16 protein-coding genes are annotated in these 16,551 nt (G+C 67.9%); 10 read left to right on the plus strand and 6 right to left on the minus strand.

Translation table 11 applies throughout. From position 1 onward, the window contains the following. Positions 1 to 14 precede the first annotated feature (14 nt). Genes GZ64_RS0102710 through tkt form a run of 3 tightly spaced genes read right to left on the minus strand, consistent with a single transcriptional unit; the run spans position 15 to position 4,839 of the window. Complete coding sequence (locus GZ64_RS0102710) at positions 15 to 1,622, minus strand: glucose-6-phosphate isomerase (protein ID WP_029265026.1); 1,608 nt, start codon at positions 1,620 to 1,622, stop codon at positions 15 to 17. Next, positions 1,619 to 2,731, minus strand: a complete 1,113-nt coding sequence (gene tal, locus GZ64_RS0102715; RefSeq protein WP_029265027.1) for a transaldolase — start codon at positions 2,729 to 2,731, stop codon at positions 1,619 to 1,621. Before tal ends, GZ64_RS0102710 begins: the two co-directional genes overlap by 4 nt. Then, positions 2,728 to 4,839: a transketolase gene (gene tkt / locus GZ64_RS0102720; protein ID WP_029265028.1), complete on the minus strand. Its 2,112-nt coding sequence runs from the start codon at positions 4,837 to 4,839 to the stop codon at positions 2,728 to 2,730. Before tkt ends, tal begins: the two co-directional genes overlap by 4 nt. 220 nt (positions 4,840 to 5,059) lie before the next feature. Between tkt and GZ64_RS0102725 the strand changes: the two genes are divergently transcribed. Next, positions 5,060 to 5,965 (plus strand): heme o synthase, encoded by a 906-nt coding sequence (locus GZ64_RS0102725; protein WP_021200762.1) that lies wholly within the window; start codon positions 5,060 to 5,062, stop codon positions 5,963 to 5,965. Positions 5,966 to 6,041: 76 nt separating this feature from the next. Here GZ64_RS0102725 and GZ64_RS0102730 read toward each other — a convergent pair whose 3' ends face one another. Both GZ64_RS0102730 and GZ64_RS18890 read right to left on the minus strand, forming a co-directional pair. Then, a complete protein-coding gene (locus GZ64_RS0102730; protein WP_029265029.1) occupies positions 6,042 to 6,563 on the minus strand; it encodes a hypothetical protein in 522 nt (173 codons plus the stop codon). A gap of 66 nt (positions 6,564 to 6,629) precedes the next feature. Continuing rightward, positions 6,630 to 7,736, minus strand: a complete 1,107-nt coding sequence (locus tag GZ64_RS18890; RefSeq protein ID WP_081859643.1) for a COX15/CtaA family protein — start codon at positions 7,734 to 7,736, stop codon at positions 6,630 to 6,632. Between the two features lie 233 nt (positions 7,737 to 7,969). Here GZ64_RS18890 and sufB point away from each other — a divergent pair, with 233 nt between their 5' ends. The 7 genes from sufB (at position 7,970) to GZ64_RS0102770 (ending at position 14,652) form a co-directional block, all read left to right on the plus strand. Then, the gene (gene sufB / locus GZ64_RS0102740) at positions 7,970 to 9,388 is read left to right on the plus strand and encodes a Fe-S cluster assembly protein SufB (RefSeq protein WP_021200759.1); all 1,419 of its coding nucleotides are present in this window, start codon (positions 7,970 to 7,972) and stop codon (positions 9,386 to 9,388) included. Then, on the plus strand, positions 9,388 to 10,605 hold the full coding sequence (sufD, locus tag GZ64_RS0102745) for a Fe-S cluster assembly protein SufD (protein WP_029265030.1): 1,218 nt from the start codon (positions 9,388 to 9,390) through the stop codon (positions 10,603 to 10,605). Before sufB ends, sufD begins: the two co-directional genes overlap by 1 nt. Continuing rightward, on the plus strand, positions 10,602 to 10,928 hold the full coding sequence (locus GZ64_RS0102750) for a non-heme iron oxygenase ferredoxin subunit (RefSeq protein WP_017830403.1): 327 nt from the start codon (positions 10,602 to 10,604) through the stop codon (positions 10,926 to 10,928). The genes sufD and GZ64_RS0102750 overlap by 4 nt, the downstream gene beginning before the upstream one ends. A 3-nt stretch (positions 10,929 to 10,931) precedes the next feature. Further along, positions 10,932 to 11,702 (plus strand): Fe-S cluster assembly ATPase SufC, encoded by a 771-nt coding sequence (sufC, locus tag GZ64_RS0102755; protein WP_021200757.1) that lies wholly within the window; start codon positions 10,932 to 10,934, stop codon positions 11,700 to 11,702. Between the two features lie 9 nt (positions 11,703 to 11,711). Next, positions 11,712 to 12,041, plus strand: a complete 330-nt coding sequence (locus GZ64_RS0102760; RefSeq protein WP_021200756.1) for a metal-sulfur cluster assembly factor — start codon at positions 11,712 to 11,714, stop codon at positions 12,039 to 12,041. Between the two features lie 89 nt (positions 12,042 to 12,130). Further along, the gene (locus GZ64_RS0102765; RefSeq protein WP_029265031.1) at positions 12,131 to 13,285 is read left to right on the plus strand and encodes a MalY/PatB family protein; all 1,155 of its coding nucleotides are present in this window, start codon (positions 12,131 to 12,133) and stop codon (positions 13,283 to 13,285) included. Then, positions 13,282 to 14,652 (plus strand): MFS transporter, encoded by a 1,371-nt coding sequence (locus GZ64_RS0102770; protein WP_029265032.1) that lies wholly within the window; start codon positions 13,282 to 13,284, stop codon positions 14,650 to 14,652. Before GZ64_RS0102765 ends, GZ64_RS0102770 begins: the two co-directional genes overlap by 4 nt. Here the strand turns inward: GZ64_RS0102770 and GZ64_RS18895 are convergent. Continuing rightward, on the minus strand, positions 14,615 to 15,199 hold the full coding sequence (locus tag GZ64_RS18895; protein ID WP_029265034.1) for a TetR family transcriptional regulator: 585 nt from the start codon (positions 15,197 to 15,199) through the stop codon (positions 14,615 to 14,617). The two genes, GZ64_RS0102770 and GZ64_RS18895, sit on opposite strands and share 38 nt — an antisense overlap. A gap of 62 nt (positions 15,200 to 15,261) precedes the next feature. Between GZ64_RS18895 and GZ64_RS0102780 the strand changes: the two genes are divergently transcribed. Together GZ64_RS0102780 and GZ64_RS0102785 are read left to right on the plus strand one after the other, a co-directional pair. After that, positions 15,262 to 15,960 carry an energy-coupling factor ABC transporter ATP-binding protein gene (locus tag GZ64_RS0102780; protein WP_029260243.1) on the plus strand — a complete coding sequence of 233 codons (699 nt, stop codon included), beginning with the start codon at positions 15,262 to 15,264 and terminating at the stop codon, positions 15,958 to 15,960. Beyond that, positions 15,957 to 16,550, plus strand: coding sequence for a CbiQ family ECF transporter T component (locus GZ64_RS0102785; protein WP_029265035.1), 594 nt, complete (start codon positions 15,957 to 15,959; stop codon positions 16,548 to 16,550). The genes GZ64_RS0102780 and GZ64_RS0102785 overlap by 4 nt, the downstream gene beginning before the upstream one ends. The last annotated feature ends 1 nt before the right edge of the window (position 16,551 follow it).

Here is a 16,551-nt window from a genome sequence, read left to right on the forward strand (position 1 = left end):
GGACTCTCCTGCTGTTACTTCTGTGCGGCTTCGAAGAGGGCGAGCACGTCGTCGGAGGACTCCGTGATCGTCAGCGTGACGACGGGGCGGCCGTGCTCGGCGAGCACAGCAGCGTCACCGGCGGCCTGGGCCTGGATGAGCTGCCCGAAGGTGAAGGGACGGTCCGGGATCTCGAGGTCGACCTCGGTGCGCTCCAGGATCTGCAGGAACACGCCCTGCGCGGGGCCGCCCTTGTGATACTGCCCGGTCGAGTGCAGGAACCGCGGCCCCCATCCGAACGTGGTCGGTCTTCCGGAGTCTGCCGCGACCAGCTCGCGCAGGCCCTGGAGCTGCGGCACCTCGAGACGGTTGACGTAGGCCTGGATCGACACGTAGCCGTCTGCCGGAAGCTGGGCCCAGAGGGCATCGAGCACGCCCTCGACATTGCCGGACACGGCGAGAGCCGGATCCGACACGCGGACCTCGACGCCGTTCTCGACGAATGCGGGAGCGGTCGGCTCCGGACGCGCGTCGAGGAGGCCGCGAGCAGCGACCTTGGCCGACTCGACGTCGGGCTGGTCGAACGGGTTGATGTGCAGCAGATGTCCGGCGATCGCCGTGGCGTACTCCCACACGATCAGCTGGGCGCCCAGCGTTCCGCTGACGAGGATCTCGCCCTCGTGACGCTCGTGCAGGTGGAACTCGTTGGCGTCATCGACCAGTCGGACGATCTGCAGGTCGGCGGGCACGGGATCGAGCTCGGGGGAGACCGGGAGCAGGACGACCGGGAGGATGCCCGTGCCCTCCTTGCCGGTGGATTCGGCGATGAGCTGCTCGATCCAGTCCGGGAGACCCTTGATGTGCGTGCCGTCGGTGATCAGCCCGAGCTTGTCGCGGCGGGGGTTCGTCGCGGCGATCGCCGCGCCCAGGCGCAGGGCGGGATTCTCGGCCGAGTCGACGGCGACCTCGAGCAGCGAGGCCTCGGCCTCGTTCAGCAGCTCATCGATGTCGACTCCCGCGAGCCCGGACGGCACCAGGCCGAAGGCGGTGAGCGCCGAGTAGCGTCCGCCGACGTTCGGGTCCGCGTTGAAGACGCGGTAACCCGCCTCGCGAGCCGAGGCGTCGAGCGGTGAGCCGGGATCGGTGACGACCACGATGCGCTCGACGGGGTCGATGCCGAGGTCGCGGAACGCCGCCTCGAACGTGCGCCGCTGCGAGTCGGTCTCGACCGTGGAGCCGGACTTCGACGAGACGACGAGCACGGTGTCGGCGAGGCCCTCGTCGAGAGCGGCGAGCACCTGTCCCGGAGCCGTGGAGTCGAGGATCGTGAGGGGGACGCCCGCGGTCTGCGCGATGACCTCGGGCGCGAGCGACGAACCGCCCATGCCCGCCAGCACGACGCGGGTGACGCCCTTGGCCTCGAGATCGGCGCGCAGGGCGACGATCTCGGCGACGAGCGGACGGGAGACCGAGACGGCCTCCACCCATCCGAGGCGCACGGAGGCCTCGGCTTCGGCCGAGGGGCCCCAGAGAGTCGCGTCTCCGCCGGTGATGCGCGAGGCGATCAGATCATGGACGAGGCTGGGTACCGTCTCATCGATCGCGGCGCGGGGCGCGCCGGATGCGTGGATCGAGAACGTCATCGCTGCGACTCCAGTCCTTCGGCGACCTGCGTCAGCAGATCGTGCCACGAGTCGATGAACTTCGATACACCCTCGTCTTCCAGCACCTGGGTGACATCGGCGAAGTCGATGCCGACCTCGGCGAGCCCGGCGAACACGGCGCGGGCCTCTTCGTAGCCACCGGTGATGGTGTCGCCCGTGACGACACCGTGGTCGAACGTGGCCTCGAGCGTCTTCTCGGGCATCGTGTTGACGACACCCTGGGCGACGAGCTCGGTGACGTAGAGCGTGTCGGGCAGGGCCGGGTCCTTGACGCCGGTGGACGCCCACAGCGGACGCTGCAGGTTCGCGCCCGCGTCGAGGAGAGCCGTGGCACGCTCGCCGGCGAACGTCTTCTCGAACAACTCGTAGGCGAGGCGTGCGTTGGCGAGCCCAGCCTTGCTCTTGAGGGCCTCTGCGGCCTCCGTGCCGATCGCGGTGAGGCGCTTGTCGGTCTCGGTGTCGACGCGCGACACGAAGAACGAGGCGACGGAGTGGATCGTCGACAGATCGATGCCCGCGGCCTTGGCGGTCTCGAGGCCGGTCAGGTACGCCTCGATGACCTCGGCATAGCGCTCCAGGCTGAAGATCAGTGTGACGTTGACGCTGATGCCCGCCCCGATCGCCTCGGCGATGGCGGGGAGACCGGCCTTGGTCGCCGGGATCTTGACGAGCAGGTTCGGGCGGTCGACCTTGGCCCACAGCTCCTTGGCCTGTGCCACGGTGCCGGCGGTGTCATGCGCCAGATCGGGGGAGACCTCGATGGAGACGCGGCCGTCGACGTGGTTCGATGCCTCCCAGACCGGGCGGAACACGTCGAGGGCGGCAGCGACGTCCTGGGTGGTCGCGGCGAAGACCGCTTCCTCCGCAGTGGCGCCGGAGGCGGCGAGCTCGGTGACCTGAGCGTCGTACGACGTGTCGTTCTTGTCGGTGATCGCGTTCGCGAAGATCGTCGGGTTGGTCGTCACGCCCACGACGTTGCGCGACGAGATCAGGTCGGCGAGGTTACCCGAGGAGATGCGCGTGCGGGAGAGGTCGTCGAGCCAGATGCTGACGCCGGCGGCGGCGAGCTGTGCGGTGGGGGTGCTCATGCGTTCTCCTTGGTGCTGTTGGCCGCGATGGTCTCGCGGGCGGCCGCGATGACGGCCTCGGTGGTGATGCCGAACTTCTCGAAGAGGGTCTTGTAGTCGGCGGAGGCGCCGAAGTGGTCGATGCCGACCGAACGGCCGCGGTCGCCGACGATGCCGCGCCAGCTGAGCACGGATCCCGCCTCGACCGAGACACGGGCGGTGACGGAGGCGGGGAGCACGCTCTCGCGGTACTCCACATCCTGCTCGTCGAACCACTCCAACGACGGAGCGGAGACGACCCGCACGTTCACGCCTTCCGCAGCGAGTGCCTCGCGGGCGTTCACCGCGAGCTGCACCTCCGAGCCGGTGGCCACGATGATGACGTCCGGGGTGCCGTTGGGGGCCTCGGCGAGGACGTAGGCGCCCTTGGCGGCGTTGTCGGCCGACGCGAAGGTGTCGCCGGAGGCTGCGCCCTCGCCGCGTTCGAACACCGGGATGTTCTGGCGAGTCAGGGCGATGCCGGCGGGTCCCTCGTGGCGGCGGAGGATCTCCAGCCACGTCGCTGCCGTCTCGTTCGCGTCCGCGGGTCGCACGACTGTGAAGTTCGGGATCGCGCGGAGCGTCGCGAGCTGCTCGACGGGCTGGTGGGTCGGACCGTCTTCGCCGAGGGCGACCGAGTCGTGGGTCCAGACGAAGATGCTGGGCACGTTCATGAGCGCTGCGAGACGCACGGGCGGGCGCATGTAGTCGCTGAAGATCAGGAAGGTCCCGCCGAAGGCGCGCGTCGGTCCGTGGAGCACGATGCCGTTGATGATCGCGCCCATGGCGTGCTCGCGGATGCCGAAGTGGAGCACTCGACCGTAGGGGTTGCCCGACCACTCGTGGGTCGACCACTCCGCCGGGATGAACGACGGCGCGCCCTTGATCGTGGTGAGGTTCGATTCGGCGAGGTCTGCCGAACCGCCCCACAGCTCGGGGAGCTCGGCAGCGAGGGCGTTGATGACCTGGCCGGACGCGGCGCGGGTCGACACCTCCTTGCCGGCTTCGAAGACGGGCAGCGCGCTCGTGATGTCGCCAGGCAGCTCGTGCGCCTCCAGGCGGTCGAGCAGGGCCTTCTTCTCGGGGTTCGCGGCGGCCCAGGCATCGAACGACTCCTGCCAGGCGGCACGGACATCGGCGGCGCGAGCTGCGAGTCCACGGGTGCGTGCGAGCACGTCATCAGCGACAACGAAGTTCTGCTCGGGGTCGAAGCCGAGCACCTTCTTGGTCGCGGCGAGCTCGTCGGCGCCGAGAGCGGAGCCGTGGATCTTGCCGGAGTTCTGCTTGCCCGGCGACGGCCAGCCGATGATGGTCTTGAGGATGATCAGCGACGGCTTCGAGGTCTCGCCCTTGGCGGTTTCGATCGCAGCGAACAGCTCGGCGACGTCTTCGACGTATTCGCCGGTCTTCTTCCAGTCGACGACCTGCACCTGCCAGCCGTAGGACTCGTAGCGCTTCGCGACGTCTTCGGTGAAGGCGACGTTCGTGTCGTCCTCGATGGAGATCTGGTTGGAGTCGTAGATCGCGATCAGGTTGCCGAGCTGCTGGTGGCCCGCGAGCGAGGAGGCCTCGCTGGTCACGCCCTCCTGCAGGTCGCCGTCACCGGCGATCACGTACACGAAGTGGTCGAAGGGGCTCGTGCCGGCCGCAGCCTCGGGGTCGAAGAGACCGCGCTCGTACCGGGCGGCGTACGCGAAGCCCACGGCCGATGCGAGGCCCTGGCCGAGGGGGCCGGTGGTGATCTCCACACCCTTGGTGTGGCCGTACTCCGGGTGGCCCGGCGTCAGCGAGCCCCAGGTGCGCAGCGCCTTGAGGTCGTCCAGCTCGAGACCGAAGCCGCCGAGGTACAGCTCGACGTACTGGGTGAGGGAGGAGTGCCCGGCCGAAAGGATGAACCGGTCGCGACCGAGCCAGTCGACATCGGTCGGGTCGTGACGCAGCACCCGCTGGTAGAGGAGATACGCGGCCGGAGCGAGGCTCATGGCTGTGCCGGGGTGACCGTTACCGACCTTCTCCACGGCATCGGCCGCCAGGATTCGAGCGGTGTCCACCGCGCGTCGATCGATCTCATCCCACTGCAATTCCGACACGTTCATGCCCTTTCCGACAGTTTCGAGGGCGCCCGTATTCCCTGGCGCATCCGCATCATCACGGAGAAGTGTGCACATCGCCGGGCGCGCGAGTGTTTTCAGCATAGCGGTGACGTGCCTTGCGCTACGCGGGCCCGCGAGCCGGAACACGTCATCCCGTGTCATACACTGGAGAGGTTGTCCGGTCACACGTGCGGAGGAGGCGATCGAGATCTCGACGATGTCTGATCAGACCGTGAGGAAGTCGTCCATCGGTCGCACGGTGAAGGCCTACGTCACGCTGACCAAGCCGCGTGTCCTCGAGCTGCTGCTCGTGTCGACCGTGCCGGTGATGTTCCTGGCGCAGGGTGGACTCCCGAACCTGTGGCTCGTGCTGGCCACCGTCATCGGCGGCTCGCTGAGCGCCGGTTCCGCGGCGTCCTTCAACATGTACCTCGACCGCGACATCGATGCGCACATGCACCGCACCGAGAACCGCCCGCTGGTGACCGGCGAGGTCAGCCCGCGCGGCGCCCTGATCTTCTCGTGGACACTCGCCGTCGCCTCGACCGTCTGGCTCCTCGTCACGACGAACTGGCTCACGGCGGCCCTCTCGGCGACGGCCATCTTCTTCTACGTCGTGATCTACACGATGATCCTCAAGCGCCGCACCGAGCAGAACATCATCTGGGGCGGGATCGCCGGTTGCTTCCCGGTGCTCATCGGATGGTCCGCGGTCACCGGTTCGCTCGACTGGCCGGCGTTCATCCTGTTCCTCCTCGTCTTCCTGTGGACGCCGCCGCACTACTGGCCGCTGTCGATGAAGTACAAGGACGACTACGAAGATGTCGACGTTCCGATGCTGGGCGTCACGCGCAACGCCTCGCAGGTCGGCCTCCAGGTCATCCTCTACGCGTGGGCCACCGTCGCCTGCTCGCTTCTCCTCATCCCGATCGCGAACATGGGGCTGGTGTACACCGTGTCTGCCACGGTGTTCGGCGGATGGTTCATCTACGAGTCGCACCGCCTCTACAACCGTGCGGTCCACGGAACCGAACCGCGTCCGATGCGCGTCTTCCACGCGTCGATCACTTACCTCACGCTGATCTTCGTGGCGGTTGCGGTCGACCCGCTGCTGCCGTTCTGACCCGGGTTACGTCTGAGACGACGGAGCGGCGCCGAGGAATTCCTCGGCGCCGCTCCGTCGTCATCCGTTCCGACGATCAGCGGGTGATCGGCGGAGTGCTGTCCGGCTCGGCGTCGGTCGCGGGCGCGCCGTTCGTGGCCGCGTCATTCGTGGCGGTGTCGTTCGTGGCCGTGTCGTTCGTGGCCGCGGTCTCGGGAACGGCGTCGGTCGCCACGTCCTCGGACACAGGAGTGGCTTCGGTCGACGGCGTGGTGTCGACCGCAGGGGCGACCGCGACAGGGGCGGGCGTCTCGTCGGTCTCGACGGTCCAGTCGATCGCTTCGACGACGGCCGGGGCGGGCGTGGGGACGAGTGAACGTGCAGCGACGAGTCCGAGGGTCAGCAGGATGCCGACGATTCCGGCTGCGAGCACGCCGGCACCCACCACGACGAGCGACTGACCGACGTACACCTCGACGCCGGTGGCGGTGCCATCGAGCAGCGTGGTCGTCATCGTGCCGATCTGACCGGAGATCAGCCAGGCGCCGACCGCCGTCGTGGCGAGGGACACGACCAGGAGGAGCCAGAATCCGATGCTTCGTGTGAGTGACTTGTTCATGCGGACCATCATCGCCGACATCCTGATGAGTCGACGATGCGCCGCCTGTGGATCGCCTGTGCGGGGTCAGTCCGCGGCTGCGGCTGTGCGCTTGAGGTGCAGCACGACCACGGTGTAGGTCGCGGCGGAGAGCGAGGCCAAGACCATGTGGATGCCGACGAGGAGAGGCGGGAGGCCCTCTCTGGCCTGCCAGACGCCGACGCCGACCTGCACGAGGATCGCGAGGACGAGGACGAGCAGCCACCGGCGCGGCTCGAGTCGCAGCACCCACGCCGCGACCGTGAGGAACAGCACTAGCGCCGCCAGGATGTAGCCCGGCCACGAGTGCACGTGTGCCAGCACGGTCGCGTCGAACCCGTGACGCAGCACATCGGCGTCGCCCGAGTGCGGGCCGGAACCGGTGGTCAGCACGCCGAAGACGATCGTGACGGCCAGAGCCAGGCCGGTCACGTGCGTGACGACGGCGAACCAGGAGGGCACCGCACGCTCGCGCGGTCCGGGGGAGGTCTTCAACCGCACGAGGAAGGCCGCGGTGATGCACACGAGCAGCAGCGACGAGGTGTAGTGGAAGCCCACGATGAACGGGTTGAGTCCGGTGAGGACCGTGATGCCGCCGACGAGCGCCTGCGCGACCACGCCGATCAGCGTGAGCCAGGCGAGCAGGACGAGGTCCCGTCTCGCGGGAGTCGTGCGCACGGATCGGACAGCCGCGGCGATGACCGCGATGAGCAGGACACCGGAGGCGATCGGGAAGGCGGGGATGTGGAACGGAGCGGCGATGGCGTAGGCGACACCCGCGGCGACGAGGCCGCCGGCCGCGAACCAGAGCGCGTTGACGAGGCCGCGCTTCCCGCTGAACAGACGCAGCACCAGCAGCACCACGACCAGCGCGATGATCCCGACCACGCCGGTCATCAGACGGTTGCCGAACTCGATGACCCCGTGGATGCCCTGCACCTCGAGGATCGGCACCAGTGAGTCCGGCGTGCACAGGGGCCAGTCCGAGCATCCCAGGCCCGATCCGGTGAGACGGACGGCGCCGCCGGTGCCGATGATGATGGTCTCGCTGATGAACGACAACCACGCGAAGACCGTCAACGCGCGCCCCCAGGACGAGGAACGGGCGGGGACCGCCGGCGTCGTCGAGCTGGCGGGGATCATCGTCTCGGGCATAAGTCCTCCGGACCGCACGGGACGCGGCGGGCATGGCCCGTCTGTCAGGCGGAACCTGTAGAATCGGATTGTTGCGATGAGCGCTGACGGCGCTGAAGCATCGTCAACAGTTTAGGCGCGATGGAAGCGCCGGTGATGAGGGCCCACCAACGGCACCCGCTCCCGCAGACTCGACGGGGATCAGGTGTGTCGGGGCGGATGACACCGTTTGGGACCTGTGAGGAGAGTGTTGGATGTCGGATGTGCTGATCGACCGCCCGGAGCTTGACGGTCTGGGGGTGTATGAATTCGGCTGGCACGATGAGGATGCTGCGGGTGCCATCGCGAAACGCGGCATCTCCGAAGACGTCGTCCGTGGGATCTCGAGCCTCAAGAATGAGCCCGAATGGATGCTGAAGACCCGTCTCAAGGGGTACCAGCTCTTCGGGCGCAAGCCGATGCCGACCTGGGGTGCAGACCTCAGCGAGATCGACTTCGACAACATCAAGTACTTCGTCCGCTCCACCGAGAAGCAGGCGCAGACGTGGGAAGACCTTCCCGCCGAGATCCGCGAGACCTATGAGCGCCTCGGCATCCCCGAGGCCGAGCGTCAGCGCCTCGTGGCCGGCGTCGCGGCTCAGTACGAGTCCGAGGTCGTCTACCACCAGATCCGCGAAGACCTCGAAGCCCAGGGCGTCATCTTCATGGACACCGACACGGCACTGCGCGAGCACCCCGAGTTCTTCGAGGAGTACTTCGGCACCGTCATCCCCGCAGGCGACAACAAGTTCGCTGCGCTGAACACCGCCGTGTGGTCTGGCGGTTCGTTCGTGTACGTCCCGAAGGGCGTGCACGTCGAGATCCCGCTGCAGGCCTACTTCCGCATCAACACCGAGAACATGGGGCAGTTCGAGCGGACGCTCATCATCGCCGACGAGGACAGCTATGTCCACTACATCGAGGGCTGCACGGCTCCGATCTACAAGTCGGACTCCCTGCACTCGGCCGTCGTCGAGATCATCGTGAAGAAGAACGCCCGCGTTCGGTACACGACGATCCAGAACTGGTCGAACAACGTCTACAACCTGGTCACCAAGCGCGCCGTGGCGTACGAGGGCGCGACCATGGAGTGGGTCGACGGCAACATCGGCTCCAAGGTCACGATGAAGTACCCGTCGATCTATCTGATGGGCGAGCACGCCAAGGGCGAGACCCTGTCCGTCGCCTTCGCCGGTCCCGGTCAGCACCAGGACGCCGGCGCCAAGATGATCCACATGGCGCCCTACACGCAGTCGTCGATCGTCTCGAAGTCGATCGCTCGTGGTGGCGGACGTGCCGGATACCGCGGTGAGGTGCGCGTCGACGCAGCGGCGCACCACTCCGCCAACACGGTGCGCTGTGACGCTCTGCTCGTGGACACCAAGTCTCGCTCCGACACCTACCCGGCCATCGACATCCGCGTCGACGACGTGCAGCTCGGCCATGAGGCCACGGTCTCGAAGGTGAGCGAGGAGCAGCTGTTCTACCTGCAGTCCCGCGGCATGCCCGAGGACGAGGCGATGGCGATGATCGTGCGCGGCTTCATCGAGCCGATCGCACGGGAGCTTCCCATGGAGTACGCGATGGAACTGAACAAGCTCATCGAGATGGGCATGGAAGGATCGGTCGGCTAGTGACGGCCTCGACGACAGCGCCCGCCGAGGCGCAGAACACCGACGCGCCCGCGAGCGCGCACATCGATCCGGCGGCACAGGTCGCCGCCGCGGGATTCGTCCCCGTGCAGACCCGCTCGGAGCGCCCGCACTCCTTCGACCCCGCTGATTTCGGCACCCCGACCGGGCGCGAGGTCAACTGGAAGCACACGCCGGTCGCGAAGTTCGGCGGACTCTTCACCGACGAGCAGGGAGACGAGGACGCGGTGACCTATGGTCTCGGCGCGGCCGAAGCGTTCCTCGAGCCGTCTGCGGACGAGAAGGGCCCGTACGGCGAGTTCTTCCGCCCCGAGGATCTGCCGAGCGCTCTCGCGTGGAAGCACAGCCCCCGCGGTCTGCACATCCAGATCCCTGCCGAGGCCGAACTCGACGAGCCGATCATCGTCCCCGTCGAGGGGAAGGGCGCAGACAAGCGCGCTTTCGGGCAGATCCTCATCGAAGCCCTCCCGCATTCGCGCGGCACCATCGTGCTCGCGCACTCCGGTTCCGCGCAGTATGCGCAGAACGTCGAGATCATCGTGCGCGACGGAGCCAAGCTCACCGTCGTCAGTCTCCAGCGCTGGGAAGACGACGCGGTTCACGCGTCCGCTCACCAGGCGACGGTCGGAGCAGACGCGACACTCCGGCATTTCGTGATCAGCTTCGGCGGCGGAGTGGTCCGCGTCAACCCGAGCGTCGAGCTGACGGGCGCCGGGTCCGAGGGGTACCTGTACGGGCTCTCGTACGCGGATGCCGGGCAGCACCTCGAGAGTCAGGTCTACCTGCACCACAAGGGACCCCACACCAAGGGTGATGTCCTCTACAAGGGCGCGCTGCAGGGTGAGGGCGCGCACAGCGTGTGGATCGGCGACGTGTTGATCGGCGCCGACGCGACCGGAACCGACTCCTACGAGGCGAACCGCAACCTGGTGCTGACGGAGGGCGCGCGTGCCGACTCCATCCCGAACCTCGAGATCGAGACCGGTGACATCCTCGGCGCCGGACACGCGAGTGCCACCGGTCGGTTCGACGACGAGCAGCTGTTCTACCTGCAGGCTCGCGGCATCACCGAGGAGGAGGCGCGACGTCTGGTCGTGCTCGGGTTCCTCACCGACATCGTGCAGCGCCTCGGCATCCCCGCCCTCGAGACCGAACTGCTGGCAGCGATCGAGACGGAGCTCGCCGAGGTGAGCGCATGACCGCCGAGCGCGTCTGCGGCGTCGCCGACCTCGAACAGGACATGCCGCTGCGCGTGGACCCGGGCGGCGTCCCCATCACGGTGATCAAAGACGGCGAGGGCGTCATCCACGCCATCGGCGACACCTGCACCCACGGCGACATCTCGTTGTCCGAGGGCTTCGTCGAGGGTGACACCGTGGAGTGCTGGGCCCATGGCTCCGCCTTCTCGCTGCTCACCGGCAAGCCCCAGAATCTCCCCGCATATGAGCCCGTCCCCGTCTACGTCGTCCAGATCGACGGCGACGACGTGCTCATCGATCCGACTGTGATTAAGGAAGTCTGAAGAATGTCTGTTCTCGAGATCCGCGACCTGCATGTGACGGTCGAGACCGATGCGGGGACCACCCCGATCCTCAACGGAATCAACCTCACCATGAACACGGGTGAGACCCACGCCATCATGGGCCCCAACGGTTCTGGCAAGTCGACGCTGGCCTACACGATCGCCGGGCACCCCAAGTACACGGTGACCTCCGGTTCGATCACGTTCGACGGGCAGGATGTCCTGGAGATGAGCGTCGACGAGCGGGCCCGCGCCGGCCTCTTCCTCGCGATGCAGTACCCGGTCGAGATCCCCGGCGTCACGGTGACGAACTTCCTGCGCACGGCCAAGACGGCACTCGACGGCGAAGCGCCGGCGATCCGCGGCTGGACCAAGGACGTCAAGGCGGCCATGTCGAACCTGCGCATGGACCCGAAGTTCGCGCAGCGCAACGTCAACGAGGGCTTCTCCGGTGGCGAGAAGAAGCGTCACGAGATCCTGCAGCTCGAGGTGCTGAAGCCGAAGTTCGCGATCCTCGACGAGACCGACTCCGGCCTCGACGTCGACGCGCTCAAGATCGTCTCCGAGGGCGTCAACCGTGCGAAGGAGTCCACCGGGCTCGGCGTGCTGCTGATCACGCACTACACCCGCATCCTCCGCTACATCCGGCCCGACTTCGTCCACGTGGTGGTCGCGGGCAAGATCGTCGAAGAGGGTGGCCCCGAGCTCGCGGACCGGCTGGAGAACGAGGGATACGACCGTTTCCTCGACCCTGCAGCCCCCATCGAGGCGTAGGCTGATCGCATGACAGCGACCCTCACGGACGAGAAGTACGACGCGGTCACCGAGGCTCTCAAAGACGTCATGGACCCCGAGCTCGGGATCAACGTCGTCGACCTCGGCCTCATCTACGACCTCGCCTGGGATGACGAGAACGATGCTCTCGTCATCCACATGACGCTGACCAGCGCCGGTTGCCCGCTCACGGACGTCCTCGAGGACCAGACCGCCCAGGCTCTGGACAGCGTCGTCGATCGCTTCCGGATCAACTGGGTCTGGATGCCACCGTGGGGCCCGGAGCGGATCACGGATGACGGACGCGACATGATGCGCGCCCTCGGCTTCGCTATCTGACCCCGCAGGAGCATTGCCGGAAGGCATCATCGGCGTGCGTCGGATCGGATGGCACCGCGACGGCGCGTGTCGGAACCTCGGGAGAACCAATGCTTCAGGTGAAGGCCCTGCCTCTTGCGGAACTCCGCGAGCGCAGCAGCGAGAAGTGGCGGGAGTACCCCGCCGACGTCTTGCCGCTGTTCGTCGCGGAGACCGATTTCCCGTTGGCTCCGGCCATCTCGACGGCGTTGCAGCGTGCGGTGGAGATCGGTGACACGGGGTATGTCGCCTCACGCACGCCACTCGCGGAGTCGTTCGCGGCCTTCGCGAGCCGACGTTACGGGTGGGACCCTGACCCGGCCCGGATGCGCAGCACGGCTGACGTGAGCATGGGGATCGTGGAGATCCTGCGTCGCGTGACGCAGCCGGGGGAGCGGATCGTCGTGACGCCGCCCGTGTACCCGCCCTTCTATGATCTGGTCGCCGAGGCCGGTGCAGAGGTCGAACGGGTACCGCTTCGCGACACCGGCACCGGCTGGGAGCTCGACATCGACGGGATCCGCGCGGCGTTCGACGACGGTGCGACGGCGATCCTGCTCTGCAACCCGCACAACCCCACCGGCACGGTGCACGATCGGGACAGTCTTGCTGCGCTGGCGGAGCTGGCCGACGAGTACGGCGTCGCGGTCGTCTCGGACGAGATCCATGCTCCGCTCGCCCAGCCGGGCACGGGGTTCACCCCTTTCCTGTCCGTGAGCGACTCCGCGCAGCGGGTGGGCTACGCCGTCGTGAGCGCCAGCAAGGCGTTCAACCTCGCCGGGCTCAAGTGCGCCCTCATGGTCACGGCCGACGACGCGACCAGCGCCGTCGTCCGAGGTCTTCCGGTCGAGGTCGAATGGCGAACGGGGCAGTTCGGGCTGCTCGCGGCCGTCGCGGCGTTCTCGGAGGAGAGCGATGAGTGGCTCGACGGTCTGCTGCGCACTCTCGACGAGAACCGCGTGCTGCTCGAGGATCTTCTCTCCGCCCGTCTTCCCGGCGCGCGCTACCGCATCCCCGATGCGGGCTACCTCGCCTGGATCGATCTCTCCGCACTGGAGTGGGGCGACAACCCTGCTCGACGCATCCTCAAGGACGCCAAGGTCGCCCTGCACTTCGGGCCGTCGTTCGGCGCGGAGGGCGCGGGCCACGTGCGACTGAACTTCGGCACCAGCCCGGAGATCCTCACCGAGGCCATCGAACGCATCGCGTCGCTCGTCGGCCGATGACCGTCGCCGCCGACGACGCGACGATCTGGGACCGCCAACGGATCTGGGTGACTCTCGGCGCGGTCGCGCTGATCTTCCTCGCGGCGATCGAGGCTCTGGCCGTCACGACGGTGATGCCGATCGTCAGCGAGGCTCTCGATGGGGAGGCGCTGTTCGCCGTGGCCTTCGCGGGAACCCTCGCGACGAGCGTGATCGGCATGGTCGCGACCGGAGCCTGGTCGGATGCCCGCGGCCCCCGTGGCGCCCTCTACGTCGCGGTGACGCTCTTCATCATCGGTCTGCTCCTCTCGGGCTTCGCCGTCACGATGCATCAGTTCCTGGTCGGACGCCTCGTCCAGGGGCTCGGGACGGGAGGGCAGACGGTCGCACTGTACGTCGTGGTCGCACGCTTGTATCCGCCCCATCTGCACGGTCGGATCTTCGCCGCCTTCGCCGCGGCGTGGGTCGTGCCGTCCATGGTCGGTCCGTTTCTGGCGGGCGCCGTCGCCGAGTATCTCGACTGGCGCTGGGCCTTCCTGGGCGTGGCCGTGCTCACCGCTGCGGCGTTCCTGATGATCGCCGTCCGCCTCCGTGGGGTCGACCTCGGGCGTGGCGAGCCGCAGGATCGCCGTACGCTCATCGTCCGCCTGCTGCTCGCGGTCGTCGTCGCGGTCCTCGCCGTCGTCGTCGGCTTCTCCGCCGAGATGACCCCCTCGATCAGATGGCCGGTGGCGCTCGGCGCCGTGCTGGCGATCGGCTTCGCCGTGCTGCCACTGCTGCCGCGGCGTACCTTGCGGGCAGGGCTGGGGCTTCCCAGCGTGGTGCTCATGCGAGGAATCGTGGCGGGAGCCTTCTTCGCTGCGGAGGCCTACATCCCCTATCTGCTGATGAAGAAGTTCGACTTCAGCGCGACCTGGGCGGGCGTCGCCCTCATGCTCGCGGCCCTCGCGTGGGCGGGTGCCTCGGCCCTGCAGGGGCGGTTCGGCGAGAGACTCGGCAATCACCGCATCACGACGATCAGCCTGGGGTCACTCCTGGTCGCGATGCTGTGCGTGCTCACCGCCGCCATGTTCGACGTCTCGGCGGCCGTCGTGGTGGTGGGCTGGGCATTCGCTGGCGGCGGGATGGGACTGCTCTATCCACGCCTCACCGTCCTGACCCTGGCCTACTCGGACGAGACCAATCAGGGGTTCAACTCCTCCGCGTTGTCGATTTCGGACGCGGCCGGATCGGCCGTCGCCATCGCACTCGCCGGTCTCGGTGTCGCGACGCTCGGCGGCGAGGCCGGGGCGTTCAGCGCGGTCTTCGCGTTCTGTATCGCTCTCGTCGCGTTGGCTGTCGTACCCGGGCTCAGACTCGGGCACGCGGCGGAGGCGCCGGCGCGCTGAGGGCTCCCGCGAGGGCGGTGACCCCGAGGTCGAACACGCCATCGAGTCCGGCGGTGACGTCGAGAGCGCCGGCGTCGGGCAGAGCGCCGTGGCTGTCGGCATGCATGCGCTGTTGGACGAGCGTTGCGTGTCCGAGCACGAAATGCAGGATCGCGGCTCCACGGTCATCCGCATCGGGGGCTCCCTGCGCGCGGAGCGCATCGGTCAGCGCGGTCTGCGCCTGCGACGAGCCGAGTTGGAGCGCATAGGTGCTGAGGACCAGTTCGGCGCCGTCACGGTAGGCGAAGAGTGCGTCGCGGATGCCGCGCGCGGTCGTGAGGACGTCGGTGCTCCCGTGAGGGATCGATGCGGTGATCCGGTCGGCGAGTTCGGCCAGCAGCTCCTGCTTGCTCGCGAAGTGCCAGTAGAGCGCGCTGGGTTGCACGTCGAGCCCGGCGGCGATGCGCCGCATCGAGAGATCGGCGAGTCCCACCTCGTCGAGCAGGGCGAGAGCGCGCCTGGCCACGCTGTCGCGGTCGTGACGTGCCGGATTGTGCTCGGGACTCATGCTCCGATTATAGTGAACGACGTTCAGGTGAACAGTGTTCAGGACCGTGACGGGGAGATCAGATGACGGGGTGCCCTCAGGTCGCCGGGGCTCCGATCACGCTCGAGCGGGTGTCGGTGCAACTCGACGGACGTTCGGTGCTGCATGACATCAGCGTCGAGCTCACGGCTTCCACGATCGCCGTGATCGGGGCGAACGGTTCGGGGAAGTCGACGTTCGCGAGGCTGCTGAACGGACTCGTCACACCCCACAGCGGCACCGTGCGTGTGCACGGACATGACACCGTGCAGGAGCGTGCAGCGGTGCGCCGCCTCGTGGGTTTCGTCTTCACCAATCCGGATGCGCAGATCCTCATGCCGACTCCGGCCGAGGATCTCGCGCTGTCGTTGCGCGGTCGCCCGAAGGCGGAAGTGGCCGCGCGCGTCCAGGAGACCCTCGAGACGAACGGACTGGGCGCGCACGCCGAGGTCCCGGCATCGATGCTGTCCGGTGGGCAGAAGCAGATGCTCGCGCTGGCGTCGGTGCTCATCGCGCAACCGCGCGTGATCGTCGCCGACGAGCCGACCACGCTGCTGGATCTACGGAACGCCCGCCGCATCGGCGACCTCCTGCTCGCACAGCAGGCGCAGGTGGTGGTGGTCACGCACGACCTCGACCTCGCTGCCCGCTGCGACGCCGCGCTGCTCTTCGAGGACGGGAGGATCGCCGCCTCCGGTGAGCCGGCGCGCGTGATCGACGCCTACCGGCGGGCGTGCGCATGATCCCGCTCTACCGTCCGGGAACGGGGCTCATCCATCGAGCGCAGGCAGGGTTCAAACTCGCGGCCCTGGCTGTCGGCGCCCTCGTGCTCTCGCTGTATCCGCACGACTCGCTGAGCATCGGCGTCTCGCTCGCGATCGTCGTGGGGCTGTACGGCCTGAGCGGACTGCCGCTCCGTGTGCTCGTCACGGAGGTCTGGCGTCTGCGCTGGATCGTCCTCGTCCTCGCCGCGGCCCTGCTCATCTTCGTGTCGCCCGTCGCCGCGTGGATCAGCACCGGGAGGGTCGTGGCTGTGCTCCTCCTGGCGAGCCTGCTGACCCTGACCACTCGGATGTCGGACCTTCTCGCGGTGCTCCATCGTCTCCTCCGTCCGCTTCGCAGCATGGGGGTCGATCCGGAGGCGGTGGCGCTGACGATATCGCTCACCCTCACGACAGTCCCGGTGATCGCCGGGTTCGCCGCACGCGTGCGAGAAGCCGAGCAGGCCCGCGATGTGCGCCTGGGGATCCGCACCGTCGTGCCGCTGCTGGTGCTCGCATTGCGGCACGCGGATGACGTCGGCGAAGCGCTGGCGGCCCGGGGCATCGTCTGAC

The sequence above is a fragment of the Microbacterium sp. Cr-K32 genome (assembly GCF_000708345.1).
GTDB classification, from domain to species: Bacteria; Actinomycetota; Actinomycetes; order Actinomycetales; family Microbacteriaceae; genus Microbacterium; species Microbacterium maritypicum_A.

Bases quoted from the DNA above. Each gene is read 5' to 3' on its own strand.
- GZ64_RS0102710 (WP_029265026.1), bottom strand. From the start codon at position 1,622: ATGACGTTCTCGATCCACGCATCCGGCGCGCCCCGCGCCGCGATCGAT.
- tal (WP_029265027.1), bottom strand. From the start codon at position 2,731: ATGAGCACCCCCACCGCACAGCTCGCCGCCGCCGGCGTCAGCATCTGG.
- GZ64_RS0102725 (WP_021200762.1), top strand. From the start codon at position 5,060: ATGTCTGATCAGACCGTGAGGAAGTCGTCCATCGGTCGCACGGTGAAG.
- GZ64_RS0102730 (WP_029265029.1), bottom strand. From the start codon at position 6,563: ATGAACAAGTCACTCACACGAAGCATCGGATTCTGGCTCCTCCTGGTC.
- GZ64_RS18890 (WP_081859643.1), bottom strand. From the start codon at position 7,736: ATGCCCGAGACGATGATCCCCGCCAGCTCGACGACGCCGGCGGTCCCC.
- sufB (WP_021200759.1), top strand. From the start codon at position 7,970: ATGTCGGATGTGCTGATCGACCGCCCGGAGCTTGACGGTCTGGGGGTG.
- GZ64_RS0102750 (WP_017830403.1), top strand. From the start codon at position 10,602: ATGACCGCCGAGCGCGTCTGCGGCGTCGCCGACCTCGAACAGGACATG.
- sufC (WP_021200757.1), top strand. From the start codon at position 10,932: ATGTCTGTTCTCGAGATCCGCGACCTGCATGTGACGGTCGAGACCGAT.
- GZ64_RS0102760 (WP_021200756.1), top strand. From the start codon at position 11,712: ATGACAGCGACCCTCACGGACGAGAAGTACGACGCGGTCACCGAGGCT.
- GZ64_RS0102765 (WP_029265031.1), top strand. From the start codon at position 12,131: ATGCTTCAGGTGAAGGCCCTGCCTCTTGCGGAACTCCGCGAGCGCAGC.
- GZ64_RS0102770 (WP_029265032.1), top strand. From the start codon at position 13,282: ATGACCGTCGCCGCCGACGACGCGACGATCTGGGACCGCCAACGGATC.
- GZ64_RS18895 (WP_029265034.1), bottom strand. From the start codon at position 15,199: ATGAGTCCCGAGCACAATCCGGCACGTCACGACCGCGACAGCGTGGCC.
- GZ64_RS0102780 (WP_029260243.1), top strand. From the start codon at position 15,262: ATGACGGGGTGCCCTCAGGTCGCCGGGGCTCCGATCACGCTCGAGCGG.
- GZ64_RS0102785 (WP_029265035.1), top strand. From the start codon at position 15,957: ATGATCCCGCTCTACCGTCCGGGAACGGGGCTCATCCATCGAGCGCAG.